The sequence below is a fragment of the Pyxidicoccus sp. M15 genome (genome assembly GCF_056858435.1).
Map to the genome: position 1 here is coordinate 607645 of NZ_CM166495.1, position 16131 is coordinate 623775.

Consider the following 16131-nt stretch of genomic DNA (forward strand, 5'->3'; position numbering starts at 1 on the left):
GAAGCAGTGGATGGAAATGACCCCCCAGGTCCAGGCGTACATGGGGGCATGCTCTCCCTCCGCAATCTGGTGAAGGTGTACCCCGGCCCCGTCGCCGCACTGCGTGGTGTGGACCTGGACGTGCCGCGCGGCATGTTCGGCCTGCTGGGGCCCAACGGCGCCGGCAAGTCCACGCTGATGAAGATTCTGTCGGGCCTGCTGGAGCCCACCTCGGGGGAGGTGACGCTGGACGGGACGGACATCGTCCGCAATCCGCAGGCGCTGCGCCCGCACCTGGGCTACCTGCCGCAGGAGTTCGGCTTCTACCCGTACCTCACGGGCGAGGCGATGCTCCTGTATCTCCTCAAGCTCAAGGGCGTCACCGCGCCGCAGGGCCTGAAGAAGCTGTGCGCGGAGTTGCTCGAGCGCGTGAATCTCACCTTCGCGGCGAAGCGGAAGGTGAAGGAGTACTCGGGCGGCATGCGGCAGCGGCTCGGCATCGCCCAGGCGCTGGCGGGCAACCCGAAGCTCATCATCGTGGACGAGCCCACCGCGGGTCTGGACCCCGAGGAGCGCCTGCGCTTCTACCGGCTGCTGGCGGAGGTGGCCCACGAGCGCACGGTGCTGCTGTCCACGCACATCGTCGAGGACGTGGCCATGTTGTGCCCGCGCTTCGCCGTCATCCGCCAGGGCCGCGTGGTGGCGATTACGTCCCCCACCGACGCGAAGGCCGCCATTCAAGGCACCATCTTCGAGGGCACCGCCTCCGCGGCCGAACTGTCCGAGCTCCAGCGCACCCGCCGCGTCACGCAGGCCGTGCTCTTCGAGGGCCGCAACCGCGTGCGCATCCACGCGCCGAACGCCGCCGTGCCCGAGGGCTTCGAGCGCGTGACGCCCACGCTGGAGGACGCATACCTGCTCCTGATGAAGGACGAGCAGACGCCCGCCGAGGCCCCCGCGCCCGTCCACGAGGTGGCGCGATGAATGCGCAACGGCTGGGCACCGTGGTGCGCACGGAGCTGGCGCACCAGATGCGCCGCCCGCTGTTCGTCATCCTGCTGCTCATCACCTTCCTGGTGGTGTGGGGCCTGTCGTCCGGCAACGTGACGATTGAGTCCGGAGCCAGCCAGGTGGGCGGACAGAAGGCGTGGGTGACGAGCGAGTTCGCCGTCTCGCAGACGCTCATCTTCCTCACCTTCCTCCTCTACACGTTCTTCATCTCCGTGGGCGCCGGCATGGGCGTCATCGCGGATGAGGAAGCGCGGGTGGGCCCCATCCTCCACACCACGCCGCTGACGCCGCGCGAGTACGTGTGGGGCAAGTTCCTCGCGGTGCTGGCCGCGTATGGGCTGGCGCTCGGGGCAATGGTGGCCTTCCTGGTGTTCTTCCACCACGTGGTGCCCGCGGGGGCGAACGCGGAGTACCGGGGCCCGCTGTCGCTGCTCAACTACGTGCGGCCGGCGCTCTTCTTCGGCGTGCCGCTGCTGGTGTTCATGGCGGGCACGGCCTTCGCGGTGGGCGAGCTGACGCGGCGGCCGGTGCTCGTCTACTTCCTGCCCGTGGTGCTGATGTTCCTCTGCGCCTTCTTCCTCTGGGACTGGTCGCCCGGGTGGCTGGACCCGCGGGTGAATCGCCTCCTCATGGCGGTGGAGCCGGCGGGCCTGCGGTGGCTGAGCGAGACGTGGGTGAAGGTCGACCGGGGCGTGGAGTTCTACAACCACGAGCGCGTGGGGCTGGACGCGCTCTTCGTCTTCAGCCGGCTGGGCTTCATCGCCGTGGGCCTGGGCGGCGTGGCCTGGAGCGCGCGGCACGTGGCGCGGGGGCTGCGCGGCGCGCCGGTGCGGCCGGTGAAGGGGAAGACGCTGGCGGACGTGCCGCCCGCCACGCCGCTGGGGACGTTCCGCGAGCTGGCGCCGCTGGCGTCGCTGAACATGGGCGTGCGCGCACCGGGGCTCTTGTCCGGGCTGTGGGACGTGGCGCGCGTGGAGGCGCGCGGCCTGCTGTCCCAGCCGGGGCTCTACCTCTTCGTGCCCATCATCCTGTTGCAGACGGTGGTGCAGTCGCTCAACGCGGTGGGGCCGTTCGACACGCCGCTATTGGCCACGCCGGGGCACTTCGCGGTGCGCAGCATGGGGCAGGCGTCCACGCTCGTGTGCCTGCTGCTCATGTTCTACACGGTGGAGTCGCTGGAGCGGGAGCGCGCGTACTTCTTCGCGCCCATCCACGACGCCACCCCGGTGCGCACGCTGTCGGTGCTGCTGGGCAAGGCGCTCGCCAACAGCTTCGTGGGCGTGGCGATTCTGATGGCGACGTGGCTGGCGGCGTCGCTGGTGCAGCTGGCGCAGGGCAAGGTGCCGGTGGCGGTGGTGCCCTACGCCATGGTCTGGGGGCTGTTGCTCGTGCCCACCTTCGTGCTGTGGACGTGCTTCGTGCTGGCGGCGCGCGCGGTGGCCGGCGGGCGCTTCGGCGCGTATGGCCTTGCGCTGGCGGTGCTGTGCCTCACCGGCTTCGCGGCGGTGCGCGGCGAGCTGAACTGGGCGACGAACTGGCCGCTGTGGGGCACGGTGCTCTGGTCGGACCTGGGGCCGTTCGAATTGGACCGCACGGTGCTCGTCCTCAACCGGGTGGGTGCGCTGGGGCTGGCGGCCTTCTTCGCGGCGCTGGCGGTGCGGCTGGACGGACGGCGGGCGCCGGACTCGGTGAGCCTGCTGGAGCGGCTGAAGCCTCGCGGGCTCTTGAGCGGCGCGTGGCGGCTGTCCCCGTGGATGGTGGTGCCGGCGGTGGCGCTCATCGGCGCGGCGGTGCAGGTGGGGCAGGGCTGGCAGGGCGACGCGGCGAAGAAGCGCGCCAAGGAGTACTGGCAGAAGAACCTGGCCACGTGGAAGGACGCGCCGCAGCCGGCGATTCAGGACGTGGACCTGGACGTGGACCTGGAGCCCGAGGCCGGCACGTTCCACACGCGCGGCACGTACACGTTGGTCAACCGGCACGACAAGCCGCTGGAGTCCTTCGCGCTCACCGGTGGAGACCACTGGGAGGACGTGCGCTGGACGGTGGACGGGAAGGAGTCCGAGCCGGAGGACCGCTCGCGGCTGTACGTCTTCCGGCCGGCGGGCGGCATGCAGCCGGGCGCGGTGCTGCGCGTGGGCTTCGACTTCCACGGCCACTTCCCGAAGGGAGCGACGAAGGACGGCGGGAAGGTGGAGGAGTTCATCCTGCCGTCGGGCGTGGTGCTCACCAGCTTCGGGCCCTCGTTCGCGCCCGTCATCGGCTTCAGGGACGACATCGGCGTGGACCCGAAGGAGAACAAGTACGAGCCGCGCGTGTACCCGGACCGCTTCTACGAGGGGCAGACGGAGGCCGCGTGGGGCACGGGCACGCCCTTCACCACGCACATCCGCGTGACGGGGCCGGCGGACTACACGCTCAACTCCGTGGGCGTGCTGGAGAGCGACGAGGTGAAGGACGGCCGCCGCACCAGCGTGTGGAAGAGCGACCACCCGATGAGCATGTTCAACATCGTCGCGGGGAAGTGGACGGTGCTGCGCGGCGAGGGCACGGCCGTCTTCCACCACCCGTCGCACACGTACAACGTGCGGGAGATGCAGCGCGGACTGGACGCCGCGCGCCGGTACTACTCGGAGTGGTTCTACCCGTATCCGTGGAAGGAGTTGAAGCTGTCCGAGTTCCCCGGCCTGGCCACGTACGCGCAGGGCTTCGCCACCAACATCACCTTCTCGGAGAGCATCGGCTTCCTCACCAAGAGCACGCCGAAGGCGAACGCGGTGCTGCTGATTACCGCGCACGAGGCGGCGCACCAGTGGTGGGGCAACATGCTGATTCCGGGCAAGGGTCCGGGCGGCGAGGTGCTGTCGGAGGGCACGTCGCACTACTCGGCCCTGAAGCTGGCCGAGCAATTGGAGGGGCCCGCGACGCGGATGGAAATCGCGAAGCGGCTGGAGGAGCGCTACGCGAAGGACCGCCGCCTGGACTCGGAGCAGCCGCTGGTGAAGCTGGACAGCACGCGCGAGGGTGACAACACCGTCCTCTACGACAAGGGCGGCTGGGTGTTCTGGATGATGGAGGACCTGCTCGGCCGCGAGGCGATGCACGCGGGCCTCCAGGCCTTCCTGCGTCAGTACATCCCCAGCGCGGACCACCCGGTGCTGCAGGACTTCACCGCGGCGATGCGGCCCTTCGCGAAGGACGCGGCGGCCTACGACGCCTTCGTCCAGCAGTGGTTCCACGAAGTGAATGTGCCGGAGTACCGGCTGTCCGCCGCCAGCGTGAAGCAGGAGGGTGGGCAGTGGGTCGCCACGGTGACGGTGGAGAACACCGGCACCGGACGCATGCCGGTGGAGGTGGCCGCGGTGAAGGGCGAGCGCTTCCCGGAGCGGACGGAGGAGGAGGCCGCGAAGGGGCCGGCGACCTGGTCCCCGGACTACCGGGACGCGCGGAAGACGGTGGTGCTGGGCGCGGGAGAGAAGGCGGAGGTGACGGTGCGCGCCGACTTCGCTCCCGAGCGGTGGGTGGTGGACCCGGACGTGCGCGTGCTCCAGTTGCGGCGCGAGGTCGCGGCGCTGCAGCTGTGAGCTTCGCTCGGGGCAGGGGCCCTCGTGTCCGGGCCCTCGTCCCGCGCGGCTACGGCTCGTATCCCGGCGTGCTGCTCGCGCCGAACTGCGAGGCGCGGTACCGGCCGTTCGCGTCGTAGTTGACGCTGACGTCGCCGGGCTTCAGCACGTCGCTGTGGTCGTCCAGGGTGCGCGTCACCTTGGGGCGGGCCGCCTTCACCTCCGCGCGCGTCACCTGGCCCCGCAGCATCGCGTCGAGCCAGTCGCGGTGCGCCTCGCAGTCGGCGTATCCATCACGCTGGTAGGTCGCGCTGACGGCCCCGTCCACCGTCGTGTACGCCCCGACGACCAGTGTCAGCATCCAGAGCCCCAGCACCGCGAAGAACGCCAGCTTCCATCGATTCATGTCGGGACAGTCTGCAATAGCCCGGCGTGGATTGCCTGCCGCGAGGTGGAGGCGGGTGCCAGATGCGCCACCGCTCCACGATGTGGCCGTGGAGCGGAAGGCACGTCAGACGGTGTCAGGCCCGCGTCCGGAGTCGCGGGGCCGGTCGCTTCAGTGCTGAGCGGAGCGCGCCAGCCGCTCCACCGCGTCGTGCAGCGTGAGCGGCGCCGTGCCCGTGAGCGCGTCCTCGCGCGTGCCGGGCAGGGACTGGCCCGTCCGCGAGCCGTTCATGACCATGACGACGTCGACCGTCAGGCTCCTGCCGCCGCAGTCGATGGTGATCTGCCCCTGGAGGGACGTCCGGAGCGCCCCGTCGGTCTCCTTGCTGCCGGTGCCCCCGGTGTACGTCATCGAGTACGTGCAGCCGTTGTCCGAAGGCATCGGGCACTGCGTCTTGCTCACGGAGAAGTTGCGCGGTCCGTTCATCGACGCGCGAGGGCCGCAGCCCAGGGAGCTGATGTCGAGGCGAATCGCCGCCTTGGAGACGGAGGTCGTGTCGTTGGCGATTCGCAAGGTGTCCTGCACCTGGGAAACGTCGGACTCGCCGTTGGCCACGAGCGTCAGGGTGCCCGTGACGGGGTAGGTCCCTGTCATGTGCGAGCGTTGGTCGACCTCCGTGGGGGCGTTACCACCGCCTTCCTCGTTCTCGTCACCACCGCAAGCGGTCAGCGCGGACAGCACCACGGCCACCAGCACATGGGTCTTCATCATGACCTCCCCCGTCAGGACTCACTTCACTCGCGCCTCCTAAAGGGGGGCGGCCCGGCGCGAAAATCACGGGTCCCAATTTTTTGGCCGTGGGGTGCACGCCCGGGGTGTCAGCGTGACAGGCCCTGCTCGTGAGGCATTGACACGCTGGCATGGCGAGCTGTCCACGCGTCCCGGTGTCCCCTCTGGCGCGGCGTTGTGCACGGCGGTTGCACAAGGCCTGTGCACATGCCCGGAAGGCCGGGCCCATCCACTCTCAAGAGGGGGCTCTCACCGATGAAGCACATCCACACGCTGCTGATGACCGTCTTGCTGTCCACCTCCGCGAGCGCCGCGACGACGGACGCAGCGCCTCCGTCCGAGCCGGAGGCGCGAAAGACCATCCTGGGCATCTCCGTGCTGCGCCTCCTCGGCAATGGCCTGATGGAGGTGGGCGGTGAGCGGGTGGTGGGGCCGCGCCTGTCGGTGGGGCTCGGTCTGCGGGCGGGAATCGCCCACTCGGAGTACCGCTCCGAAGTCCTGGGCAATCCCAGCATCAACGGGGCGTCCAACCAGCGCGAGTACCTGCTGGGCGCCGAGCCGATGGCTCGCTTCTTCCTGACGGGGACCGCGCCCGAGGGCCTCTGGGTGTCGCCGCGGCTCGGGGTGTCCCACCAATGGCTGAACAGCAGCGGCGAGGGGGAGCTGGCCTTCGGCCCGTCCGACTTCCGGAGCTGGAGCTTCGGCGGCGCGGCCCTGCTGGGGTACAGCACCATCGTGGGGCGGGGGCTCGCCATCCAGTTCGGAGCGGGGCTCGAAGGGCGGTATGCCAGCAACACCCAGAAGACACGCGCGCAGCAGCTGGGGCCCGACGGTGGGGTTGTCGAGCAGACCACCCGCACCCACTCCTGGTTCGTCGGCGAGCGCGTGGACCTGTCGGTGGGCTGGGCCTTCTGAAGCACCGGGTGTGCCTCACACGGGCTGGAAGCGGGGACGACGCCGCGAGGGGTGACGGGGCTCCTTGCGCCTGCGAGCCCCGGCGCGCAGCGGCAGGTCCCCGAGCGCCTTCACGTCGTGCACGAGCCCCAGCGCGGCGAGCGCCCGCACCGTCCACCAGCCCGGGTCCGGCTGCCGCCAGCCAAGCCCCATCTGCGCCGAGCCGGGATACGCGTGGTGGTTGTTGTGCCACGACTCACCCATGCTCACGAGCGCGAGCCACCCCGCGTTGCGTCCCTGCTCCGCGCAGCCGGGCAACTCGTAGGGCTGCTCGCCCTCCACGTGGCTCACGTAGTGGACGCACCAGAAGCCGTCCTGCGTGAGCGCCAGCCGCACGAAGACACCCCAGGCCACCCACGAGGCGCCACCCAGGGCATACAGCCCCAGCGCGAGCGGCACCTGGAGCCACAGCCCCGCGCGCTCCAGGGCGCGGAAGAACGCGTCCTCCTCCACGCGCGGCTCCACGGGCGGGTACACGGCCGCGTCCTTCGCGTGCCACGTGTGGAAGAGGGCGTACGCCATGACGCGCGCGAAGCCGGCGCGGTAACCGAAGTAGGGAGGGCAGTCGGCCTCCGGCTGGTTCTGGTGGAAGTCGCGCAGGTGGTGCATGCGGCTCATGCCGATGGCGCCGCCCAGGCCCGCCAGCGTGCCCACGAAGCCGAGCGTCCGCTCCACCGCGAGCGGCGCGCGGAAGGCGCGGTGGATGAGGCCGCGGTGGATGCCCACCGACACCCCGAGACACATCGTCACGCCCGTGAGCACGGCGAACACCGCCACCGCGCTCCACGAGAAGAACACCCAGCCGCCCGCGACGGCGCCCACGTGCAGCAGGCACCAGCGGAACACCTTCCCCGCGTCCAGCTTCGCCTCACCCCACCGCGTGTCCATGGCCTGCTCCTTTCGGAACAAGGCCATCGCAAGCGCCCTGCCACCGGAGACAGGGCCTGATTCCGCGCGCTTGCACGGGCTCGCGGGCGGAACTGTCAACGCCGTTCACGGTGCGCCGTGCACGGCGTGGACAGGGCGGAGGCGCTGTGCGTCAGAGCACTGACGCGAGCATCGACGTCTAGGTTGTCTCGGAGCCGCGCTGCTACCTTGCGCGTCCATGACCCTTGGAGCCCTTCCCCTCATTGTGTCGCTGCTCGCCGCGCAGGCCGCGCCGTCGTCCAAGGCGCCGTCGCAGGTGCCTGGAATCGCGCCGCTGCCCGGCCAACCGAACGTCTGGGTGAGCAACGTGCCGCCCGTACCGCCGGAGCTGCGCCAGCGGCTGGACCAGTACCTGGAGGCGCGCTCGGCCTCGCTGGTGGACGTGACGGGCGACGGGAAGCAGGTGCTCATCGCCACGCGCTTCGCGAACACCAACCAGCTCCACGTGGTGGAGATGCCCATGGGGGCGCGCACGCAGCTCACCTTCGCGGACGAGCCCATCAGCAACGCGCGCTTCCAGCCCGGCAACCCGCAGGTCATCTACTACCTGCAGGACAAGGGCGGCGGTGAGTTCTTCCAGCTCTTCCGGCTGGACCGCCGCACGGGCCGCTCGGAGCTGCTCACCGACGGCAAGAGCCGCCACGAGGGCCTGCGCGTGTCGCGCGACGGCGGCTGGCTGACGTACAGCAGCACGGCCCGCAACGGGAAGGACACGGACGTGTACGTGGCCCCCACCCGCGACGCGAAGCAGGCCCGCCGCGTCACCGAGGCGCAGGGGACGTGGCTCCCGGTGGAGTTCTCCCCGGACGGCTCGAAGCTGCTCGTCGTCCAGACGCGCGCGGTGGACGACGCCGACCTGCACGTGGTGGACCTCAAGACGGGCGAGCGCCGCCAGCTCACCCCGAAGGAGGGCAAGGGCAGCGTCGGCCTCGCCCTGTTCAGCCAGGACGGGCAGGCCGTGTACCTGGTGACGGACCGGTACGGTGACTTCGCGGAGCTGTACCGCCTGGAGCTGGCGAAGGCGCCCTTCACCGGGACGCCCGTGTCGCTGACGAAGTCGGTGCGGTGGAACGTGGTGAGCGCGGCGCTGTCGTCAGACGGCCGCCAGCTCGCGGTGGGCCTCAACGAGGACGGCTTCGTGCGCGTGTACCTGATGGACACGCGCACGCAGAAGCTGACGCCCGTGGAGACTCCGAAGGGCGTGGTGTCCACGCTGCGCTTCCCGCTCCAGCGTCCGGACCTGCTGGCCTTCGCGATGGGGAACGCACGCTCGCCCTCGGACGTGTGGACGTTGGACCTCAAGACGCGCAAGCCCACGCGGTGGACGCGCTCGGAGGTGGGCGGCATCGACCCGGACCTCTTCACGGAGCCGGAATTGGTGCGCTACCCGTCCACCGACGGCGTGAAGGTGCCCGCCTTCCTCTACAAGCCGAAGCAGGCCACCGGGAAGGTGCCCGTCGTCGTCATCTTCCACGGCGGCCCCGAGTCGCAGAGCCTCCCCACCTTCAGCAACTTCACCCAGTACCTAGTGACGGAGCTGGGCATGGCGGTGCTGGTGCCCAACGTGCGCGGCTCGGACGGGTACGGCAAGGCGTACCGGGCCATGGATGACGGCGTGAAGCGCGAGCAGAGCCTCGCGGACATCGGCGCGACGCTGGACTTCATCGCCTCGCGTCAGGATTTGGACGCCGCGCGGGTGGGTGTCTACGGCGGCTCGTACGGCGGCTACCTGACGCTGGCGTCGGTGGCCTTCTACCCGGAGCGCATCAAGGCCGCGGTGGACCTGGTGGGCATCTCCTCGCTGGGCAGCTTCCTCCAGAATACGCAGGCCTATCGGCAGGACTTGCGGCGCGCGGAGTACGGCGACGAGCGCGACGCCGAGGTGCGCAAGGTGCAGGAGCGCATCTCCCCGCTGGGCTCGGTGGAGAAGATTCGCGCCGCGCTCTACGTGCAGCAGGGGGCCAATGACCCGCGCGTGCCGCAGTCGGAGGCGGAGCAGGTGGTGCAGGCGGTGCGCAAGCGCGGCTCGGACGTCTGGTACATGCTGGCCACCGACGAGGGCCACGGCTTCCAGAAGAAGGACAACCGCGACTACGCGCAGATGACCGCGCTGATGTTCCTGGAGAAGCACCTGGGCACCCCGCCCGCGCGGGGCGGTGGCGCTTCCGGCTCGAAGTAGCCGGCCGCGTGGGACTTGCGGCCCCGGAGGGCCGCTCTCCGGGGATGGGCCCGACACCGGGCCCGTTCCCCGGGGTGGTGCGGGCGAGCGGGCGGGCGGGCAGGCGGCCTGCGGGGAAGCGGCGAGGGCGTGCGCAGATTTCCGGATGTGATTCCCGGAGGTTGGCGCGAGGTGGAGGTCTGGCCGGTATGTGCCGTGCGGCCGGACGTTAAGACTCCCGGAGCCAGGCCTGGGAGTAGGGAGGATTCCGTATGAAGCGTTTTCTGATGCCGCTGCGTCGGGGTGTGCTGGTGGTGGGCGTGCTGCTGGGGGCAGGGGTCGCGGTGTCGGCGCCCCGGCATGACGCCATCAACCTGCGGATTGCCCGCGAGCAGTACAACCTGGTGATGACGCCGGGAGAGGTGACGGGGGCGGACTTCCAGCTCACGCGCACCCCCGGGGAGCTGCGAGGCCGCACGTACCTGGGCGCCGTCACCCTGGAGGTGAAGGAGGGCCAGGTGAAGGGCGTGCTGGCCGGCGCCACGGTGAACCTGAAGGTGGCGAAGGAGGGTGACGCGATTGTCGCCAAGGGCGGCTTCGGCGGGCGCCCGGTGGACCTGAAGCTGAGCCCCAACGAGATGAAGGTCTACGTCCGTGACTGCACCTACCGGCTGAAGGCGCAGGAGGATGGCCGCTACTACGTGGGCAAGCGCAGCTGCGACGTCGCCTCCACGCCGCCGTCCGAGGTCTGGCTGCCGGACGAGTTCATGGCCGCCTCCCCCGAGGAGAAGGCCGCCATCCTGCTCCTGGCGCTGTAGGCCGCGGAGCGCACTCCGCACGGTGCTCCGGGTTGGGGGACGTGGAAGCGTCCCTCACCCCGTGGCCCGGGGCAGCTCCACGGTGAAGGTGGAGCCCACGCCCAGGTTGCTGCACACGGCGATGTGGCCGCCCATGGCCTCCACCATCTGCCGCGCAATCCAGAGCCCGAGCCCGAAGCCGCCGTAGTTGCGCTCGGACACGGCGCGCTCGAAGCGATGGAAGAGGCGCGACAGGTGCTCCGCGGCGATGCCGATGCCCCCGTCGCTCACGTCCAGGCGCACGCGCTCGGCGGTGGCCGTCAGCACCATGCGCACGGGCTGGCTCCGGCCGTACTTCACCGCGTTGGACAGGAGGTTGGTGAGCACCTGGTCCAGCCGCAGCCGGTCCCACCGTCCGACGGCGTCCGGTGCCAGCACCAGCTCCAGCGGGGTGCCGGTGCGTGACAGCTCGGGCTCGAAGCGCTCGGCCACCTCGCGCACCAGCGCGCCCAGGTCCAGCGGCTCCAGGCTGAGCTCCAGCCGTCCCGCGCTGATGCGGGACACGTCCAGCAGCTCGTTGACGAGCTGCGTCTGTCGCTTCAGCTGGCGGCCCACCACGTCCAGGCCCCGGCGCAGGCGGTCCGGCGGAATGCCCGAGGGCGAGCGCGCCAGCGCCCCCTGGAGGAGCTGCACCTGGAGTTGCAGCGCGCTGATGGGCGTCTTCAGCTCGTGGCTGGCGATGGAGAGGAACTCCTCGCGCAGGCGGATGGCCTGACGTGCCTCGCGGTAGAGCCGTGCGTTGTCGATGGCGAGGGCCGCTCGCCGGGCCAGCTCCTGGGCCAGCTCCAAGTCCCTCGCGTCATAGGGCCGCCGTGACGTGACGAACGTCAGCGCCCCCAGCGTCTGACCGCGGACCTGCAACGGCACGCACAGCGAGGCGCTCGCGTCCCCGGACGCGTCCGCCTCCGGGTCCAAGTGCAGCTCCGGCGCTCCCGAGGCCATGACTCGCGACACCACTTCCAGGCCGGGGACCGGGACACCGGGCGGTGCGGCGGAGGCCATGGTCGCTCCCGACATCGGGACGCCGTCGTCCGCGCACGCCGTGGCCACGCAGCGTGCCTCGCCCGCCTCGTCCGCGAGGAAGACGCCGCAGGCCTCCGCGTACGCGGGCACCGCGAGGTGCGCCACGCGCTCCAGCGTCTCCTCCTGCTCCAGGCTCGCGGCGAGCACCCCGCCGGCGCCCGCGAGGAAGCGCTGGGCTTCCTCGCTGCGCTGGCGCTCGGTGACGTCCACCAGGATGCCCAGGCACTGCATGGGGCCGCCCGGCGGGCACACCCGCGCCGTCCACAGCGCCACCTGGATGGGCGTGCCGTCCCTGCGCTGCCCCTCCGTCTCCGCGCCCTCCAGCACCCGGCCCTGCGCCACGCCTTCCAGGTGGCGGCGGAACTCGTCCTGGCGCGACACGGACACCACCGGCAGCACCTGTCCGAGCGCCTCGTCCGCCGTCCACCCGAACATGCGCTCCGCGGCGGGGTTCCACAGCCGCACCGTGCCGTCCATGTCCAGCAGCATGATGGCCGCGGGCGACGCCTGGATGATGGCGGCCAGCGTCTGGTGCGCCTCGCGCAGCGCCGCCCTCGCGCGCTGCTCCTGCTCCAGCAGCCGGGCCCTCGCCAGCGCCTGCGCGGCGTGGTGGGCGAGCAGCTCCAGGAAGGCGCGCTCGTCGTCGTCGAAGGCGCGCGGCTCGGAGAAGGTGAACAGCAGCGCCCCCAGCGCGCGTCCGTCCACCGACAGCGGCAGGCACACCGACGAGGGCGCCGGATTGCCCTGGGCCCGCCGGCAGCGCTCGGCCAGTTCCGGGAAGCGCCAGGCCAGCGCTTCCGGCGTCTCCAGCCACACCGGGCGCGCCTCGCGGATGGACTCGGTGATGGGCGAGGTGCGCTCCAGCGGCACCACGGCGAAGACGGCGGACAGCATGCGCGCGTCCTCACCCGTGCAGCGCAGCAGCCGGGCCTCCTTGTCCCCGGGCTCCACCAGCCAGAAGCCGCCGCCGCGCGCGCCCACCGCGTCCACGCCCTGGTCCACGACGACTTCCGCCACGCGCGGCGCGGTGAGCACCTGGGACAGCTCCGCCGTCACCCGCTGCAAGCGCGCCAGCCGGCCCGCGGCCACCTCCGCCGCCTGCCGCGCCCGCCGCTCCGCCGCGTACGCGCGTGCCACGTCCAGCGCCTGGGCCGCCCGGTCCGCCAGCTCCTGGAGGAGCAGCTGCTCCCCTGCCTCGAAGGGCGCCGCCGCTGGCTCCCGCCACACGGTGAGCGTCCCCAGCCCCCGTCCGCGTGCGCGCAGCGGCAGCACCAGCGAGCGGGTGAAGGGGAGCCGCTCCAACATCCCGTGGTGCTGCGGGGGCACCAGGCGGCGCAGCTCCTCCACCTCCTGGCGCGGCACCCACAGGGACTGGCCGGAGCGCAGCACCTCGGCGGAGGGGCCCTCGTCCGCGCGCAGCACCGGGGCGATGAGGCACTGGAAGAGGGGACGTGTCTCCGGCGAGGCACAGGCCGAGGCCACCGTGCGCAGCCACCGGCCGTCCTCGGACGTGAGCCGCAGCGCGCACGCCGCGCCCAGCAGGGGGACCACCAGCTCGCACAGCCGCTCCATGACGGCCGGGGGCTCCAGGCTGACGTCGGCCAGCACCCGCGAGGCCTCGGCCAGCAGCGCCAGCCGTTCCTCTACTTCCGGAGCCTGCGCCCCGTACTGCCACGGCTCACCCCATCTGGATACCGCCGACCTGGTCATCGCGCCCCCGTCCGGGAATGGGAACATGCCGTTCACGAACGGGGGATGCCCCCGGTGTGCCGGGCCGGCCTGGCTTCTCGGGTGGCCAACACCCCGCGGCCCCGACTGTTGCTCCCGTACGCGCAACCCCGGTCCGCGGTCCTGTGGCTCCCGGTGCGTGCGCACCCGGGCGCACATGGACACACCCGGGCGTTGGAAAGCGGGGAGCGGTGTGTCACGTCCGTTGCTCATGGCCCGGGTTCGGCTAAAGCGGGGGGCGTGAAAGCCACCACGACGGGAGTCCCGGGCGGAGACGCTGCCCGCGAGGCCCCGGACTCCTTCAAGCGAACAGCGCTCCTGGCCCTGGGGGCCCTGGGCATCGTCTACGGCGACATCGGCACGAGCCCGCTGTACGCGCTGCGCGAGTGTTTCCACGGCCCGCACAGCATCAGTCCCACGCCGGCCAACGTGCTGGGCGTGCTGTCGCTCATCTTCTGGTCGCTCGTCATCGTGGTGTCGGTGAAGTACCTCATCTTCGTGATGCGGGCGGACAACCGGGGCGAGGGCGGCATCCTCGCGCTGATGGCGCTGGCCATGCAGCGCCCCCGGGGGCAGGTGCACAAGGCGCGGCCGGTGCTGGTGACGCTGGGCATCTTCGGCGCGGCGCTGCTGTACGGCGATGGGGTCATCACCCCGGCCATCACCGTGCTCAGCGCGGTGGAGGGCCTCAACGTGGCCACGCCCGTCTTCGAGCCCTACGTCATCCCGATTACGCTCGTCATCATCGTCATCATCTTCCTGGTGCAGCGGCACGGGACGGCGGGCATCGCCGCGGTGTTCGGCCCCGTCATGTGCGTGTGGTTCGCCACCCTGGCGGTGCTGGGGCTGAAGGAGGTGCTGCACAACCCGGAGGTGCTGTGGGCGCTGTCACCCCACGAGGGCGCGCTCTTCTTCCTGCACAACGGCAAGCACGGCTTCCTGGTGCTGGGCGCGGTGTTCCTGGTGGTGACGGGCGGCGAGGCGCTCTACGCGGACATGGGGCACTTCGGGTGGAAGCCCATCAAGCGGGCCTGGTTCTTCCTGGTGCTGCCGGGGCTGACGCTCAACTACCTGGGGCAGGGGGCGCTGCTGCTGCGCGACGCGAGCGCGGCGCGCAACCCGTTCTACCTGCTGGCGCCGGACTGGGCGCTCTACCCGCTGGTGGCGCTGGCGACGGCGGCGGGCATCATCGCCTCGCAGACGCTCATCTCCGGGGCGTTCTCGATTACGCGCCAGGCCATGCAGCTGGGCTACAGCCCGCGCATGGAGGTGGTGCACACGTCGGCGGAGGAGATGGGGCAGATATACCTGCCCGGCCTCAACTGGGTGCTGCTGATTGGCGTGGTGGCGCTGGTGCTGACCTTCCGCTCGTCCAGCGCGCTGGCGTCGGCGTACGGCATCGCCGCGGTGACGACGATGGCCATCACCACCGTCCTCGCCTACGTGGTGGCGCGCGAGCGGTGGGGCGTGGGCCGGGCGCTGGCCCTGCCGATTGCGGGCCTGTTCCTGGTGGTGGACCTGTCGTTCTTCGCGGCCAACACGGTGAAGATTGTCGCCGGCGGGTGGCTGCCGCTGCTGCTGGCGCTCATGATTTTCACGCTGATGACGACGTGGAAGCGGGGGCGCGACATCCTGGCGGGCAAGCTGCGCGCGGCGAGCATTCCGCTGAAGGAGCTGCTGGACAGCTTCGGGGGGCATCCGCCGGTGCGGGTGCCGGGCACGGCCATCTTCATGACGGGCAACGCGGAGGGCACGCCGCCGGCGCTCCTGCACAACCTGAAGCACAACAAGGTGCTGCACGAGCAGGTGGTGCTGCTGACCATCATCCCGGAAGACGTGCCGCACGTGCCGGGTGAGGAGCGGGTGGAGGTGGAGCCGCTGGAGCAGGGCTTCGTGCGGGTGGTGGCGCGCTACGGCTTCATGGAGAACCCGAGCATCCCGGACGTGCTGAAGCGCTGCCGGGAGAAGGGGCTCCAGTTCCAGCTCATGGGCACGAGCTTCTTCCTGGGCCGGGAGACGCTGATTCCGACGAAGAAGCCGGGCATGGCGGTGTGGCGCGAGGCGCTCTTCTCCTGGATGAGCCGCAACGCGCGCAGTGCCACGGCGTACTTCCGCATCCCGCCCAACCGCGTGGTGGAGCTGGGCAGCCAGGTGGAGCTGTGAGCCGCTGCTGACCCCGGCTTGCGCCGCCAGCGCCCGCGCGCAAGGCTCCCGCCCGCTCGGGTGGGAGCCGTAGCGCAGCGGTGGTCGCGTCGGAACTCGTAAGCCGAAGGACGCCGGTTCGAATCCGGCCGGTTTCCACCCGGGCACTCGCGCCCGCGTCCGCGAGCCGATGAACCGGGGCCTCCAGGGCCAACCCCGTAGGGCCACCCCGTGTCCGGCCGCTTCCTCGAGGACTTCCGCGATGCCCCCGGGTAGCCCCTGGATGTCCGCTGGAGAGCCTTCGTGTGCCCTTGAATCCAGGTTTTTCTAAGTACGCGGATTCATTGGCCGACACTTGCGGGCAAATGGGTGGGCTTCACCCCAGTCCTCACTTGACTCTCTGCGTCGGGTGCTGAATTTCTCCGCCCCGAGCGGCAGCCAACCGGCCGAGTCATGCTTTAATTTATGTCAGCGACATAAATTTCCTGGTTGGAAGCAACTATTCGGGCCATCCGGCGAGAATTTTTCCGGGTAACAGAAAAAGTTCTGTACCACCGGAAGCTCCCTCGGTTACAAGGCGAGCAGGTGTCCCCCGGCACCCTGTGTCCGAAAAAAGGT

At 70.8% G+C, this 16131-nt stretch carries 10 protein-coding genes and 1 tRNA gene; 7 read left to right on the forward strand and 4 right to left on the reverse strand.

Annotation, left to right across the window (positions count from 1 at the left end):
* Positions 1-48 precede the first annotated feature (48 nt).
* Positions 49-963, forward strand: a complete 915-nt coding sequence (locus ACX9TP_RS02370) for an ABC transporter ATP-binding protein (RefSeq protein WP_482978072.1) — start codon at positions 49-51, stop codon at positions 961-963.
* Positions 960-4571: an ABC transporter permease/M1 family aminopeptidase gene (locus ACX9TP_RS02375; RefSeq protein ID WP_482978073.1), complete on the forward strand. Its 3612-nt coding sequence runs from the start codon at positions 960-962 to the stop codon at positions 4569-4571. Before ACX9TP_RS02370 ends, ACX9TP_RS02375 begins: the two co-directional genes overlap by 4 nt.
* A gap of 49 nt (positions 4572-4620) precedes the next feature.
* Here ACX9TP_RS02375 and ACX9TP_RS02380 read toward each other — a convergent pair whose 3' ends face one another.
* Positions 4621-4956: a hypothetical protein gene (locus tag ACX9TP_RS02380; protein ID WP_482978074.1), complete on the reverse strand. Its 336-nt coding sequence runs from the start codon at positions 4954-4956 to the stop codon at positions 4621-4623.
* 150 nt (positions 4957-5106) lie between these two features.
* On the reverse strand, positions 5107-5706 hold the full coding sequence (locus ACX9TP_RS02385; RefSeq protein ID WP_482978075.1) for a hypothetical protein: 600 nt from the start codon (positions 5704-5706) through the stop codon (positions 5107-5109).
* A 273-nt stretch (positions 5707-5979) separates the two neighbouring features.
* Between ACX9TP_RS02385 and ACX9TP_RS02390 the strand changes: the two genes are divergently transcribed.
* Complete coding sequence (locus ACX9TP_RS02390; RefSeq protein ID WP_482978076.1) at positions 5980-6639, forward strand: hypothetical protein; 660 nt, start codon at positions 5980-5982, stop codon at positions 6637-6639.
* Between the two features lie 15 nt (positions 6640-6654).
* Here the strand turns inward: ACX9TP_RS02390 and ACX9TP_RS02395 are convergent, their stop codons facing one another.
* Entirely contained in the window at positions 6655-7566 is a 912-nt protein-coding gene (locus ACX9TP_RS02395; protein ID WP_482978077.1) for an acyl-CoA desaturase, read from the reverse strand.
* 217 nt (positions 7567-7783) lie between these two features.
* Between ACX9TP_RS02395 and ACX9TP_RS02400 the strand changes: the two genes are divergently transcribed.
* Together ACX9TP_RS02400 and ACX9TP_RS02405 are read left to right on the forward strand one after the other, a co-directional pair.
* Positions 7784-9784, forward strand: a complete 2001-nt coding sequence (locus ACX9TP_RS02400) for a S9 family peptidase (protein ID WP_482978078.1) — start codon at positions 7784-7786, stop codon at positions 9782-9784.
* A gap of 251 nt (positions 9785-10035) precedes the next feature.
* Positions 10036-10581, forward strand: coding sequence for a hypothetical protein (locus ACX9TP_RS02405; RefSeq protein ID WP_482978079.1), 546 nt, complete (start codon positions 10036-10038; stop codon positions 10579-10581).
* Between the two features lie 54 nt (positions 10582-10635).
* Here ACX9TP_RS02405 and ACX9TP_RS02410 read toward each other — a convergent pair whose 3' ends face one another.
* Complete coding sequence (locus ACX9TP_RS02410) at positions 10636-13353, reverse strand: sensor histidine kinase (protein WP_482978080.1); 2718 nt, start codon at positions 13351-13353, stop codon at positions 10636-10638.
* Between the two features lie 258 nt (positions 13354-13611).
* On the opposite strand from ACX9TP_RS02410, the gene ACX9TP_RS02415 reads away from it, so the two are divergent.
* The gene (locus tag ACX9TP_RS02415; protein ID WP_482978081.1) at positions 13612-15534 is read left to right on the forward strand and encodes a potassium transporter Kup; all 1923 of its coding nucleotides are present in this window, start codon (positions 13612-13614) and stop codon (positions 15532-15534) included.
* A 63-nt stretch (positions 15535-15597) separates the two neighbouring features.
* Positions 15598-15671, forward strand: a tRNA-OTHER gene (locus ACX9TP_RS02420).
* Positions 15672-16131 lie beyond the last annotated feature (460 nt).

Bases quoted from the DNA above. Each gene is read 5' to 3' on its own strand.
- ACX9TP_RS02370 (WP_482978072.1), top strand. From the start codon at position 49: ATGCTCTCCCTCCGCAATCTGGTGAAGGTGTACCCCGGCCCCGTCGCC.
- ACX9TP_RS02375 (WP_482978073.1), top strand. From the start codon at position 960: ATGAATGCGCAACGGCTGGGCACCGTGGTGCGCACGGAGCTGGCGCAC.
- ACX9TP_RS02380 (WP_482978074.1), bottom strand. From the start codon at position 4,956: ATGAATCGATGGAAGCTGGCGTTCTTCGCGGTGCTGGGGCTCTGGATG.
- ACX9TP_RS02385 (WP_482978075.1), bottom strand. From the start codon at position 5,706: ATGATGAAGACCCATGTGCTGGTGGCCGTGGTGCTGTCCGCGCTGACC.
- ACX9TP_RS02390 (WP_482978076.1), top strand. From the start codon at position 5,980: ATGAAGCACATCCACACGCTGCTGATGACCGTCTTGCTGTCCACCTCC.
- ACX9TP_RS02395 (WP_482978077.1), bottom strand. From the start codon at position 7,566: ATGGACACGCGGTGGGGTGAGGCGAAGCTGGACGCGGGGAAGGTGTTC.
- ACX9TP_RS02400 (WP_482978078.1), top strand. From the start codon at position 7,784: ATGACCCTTGGAGCCCTTCCCCTCATTGTGTCGCTGCTCGCCGCGCAG.
- ACX9TP_RS02405 (WP_482978079.1), top strand. From the start codon at position 10,036: ATGAAGCGTTTTCTGATGCCGCTGCGTCGGGGTGTGCTGGTGGTGGGC.
- ACX9TP_RS02410 (WP_482978080.1), bottom strand. From the start codon at position 13,353: ATGACCAGGTCGGCGGTATCCAGATGGGGTGAGCCGTGGCAGTACGGG.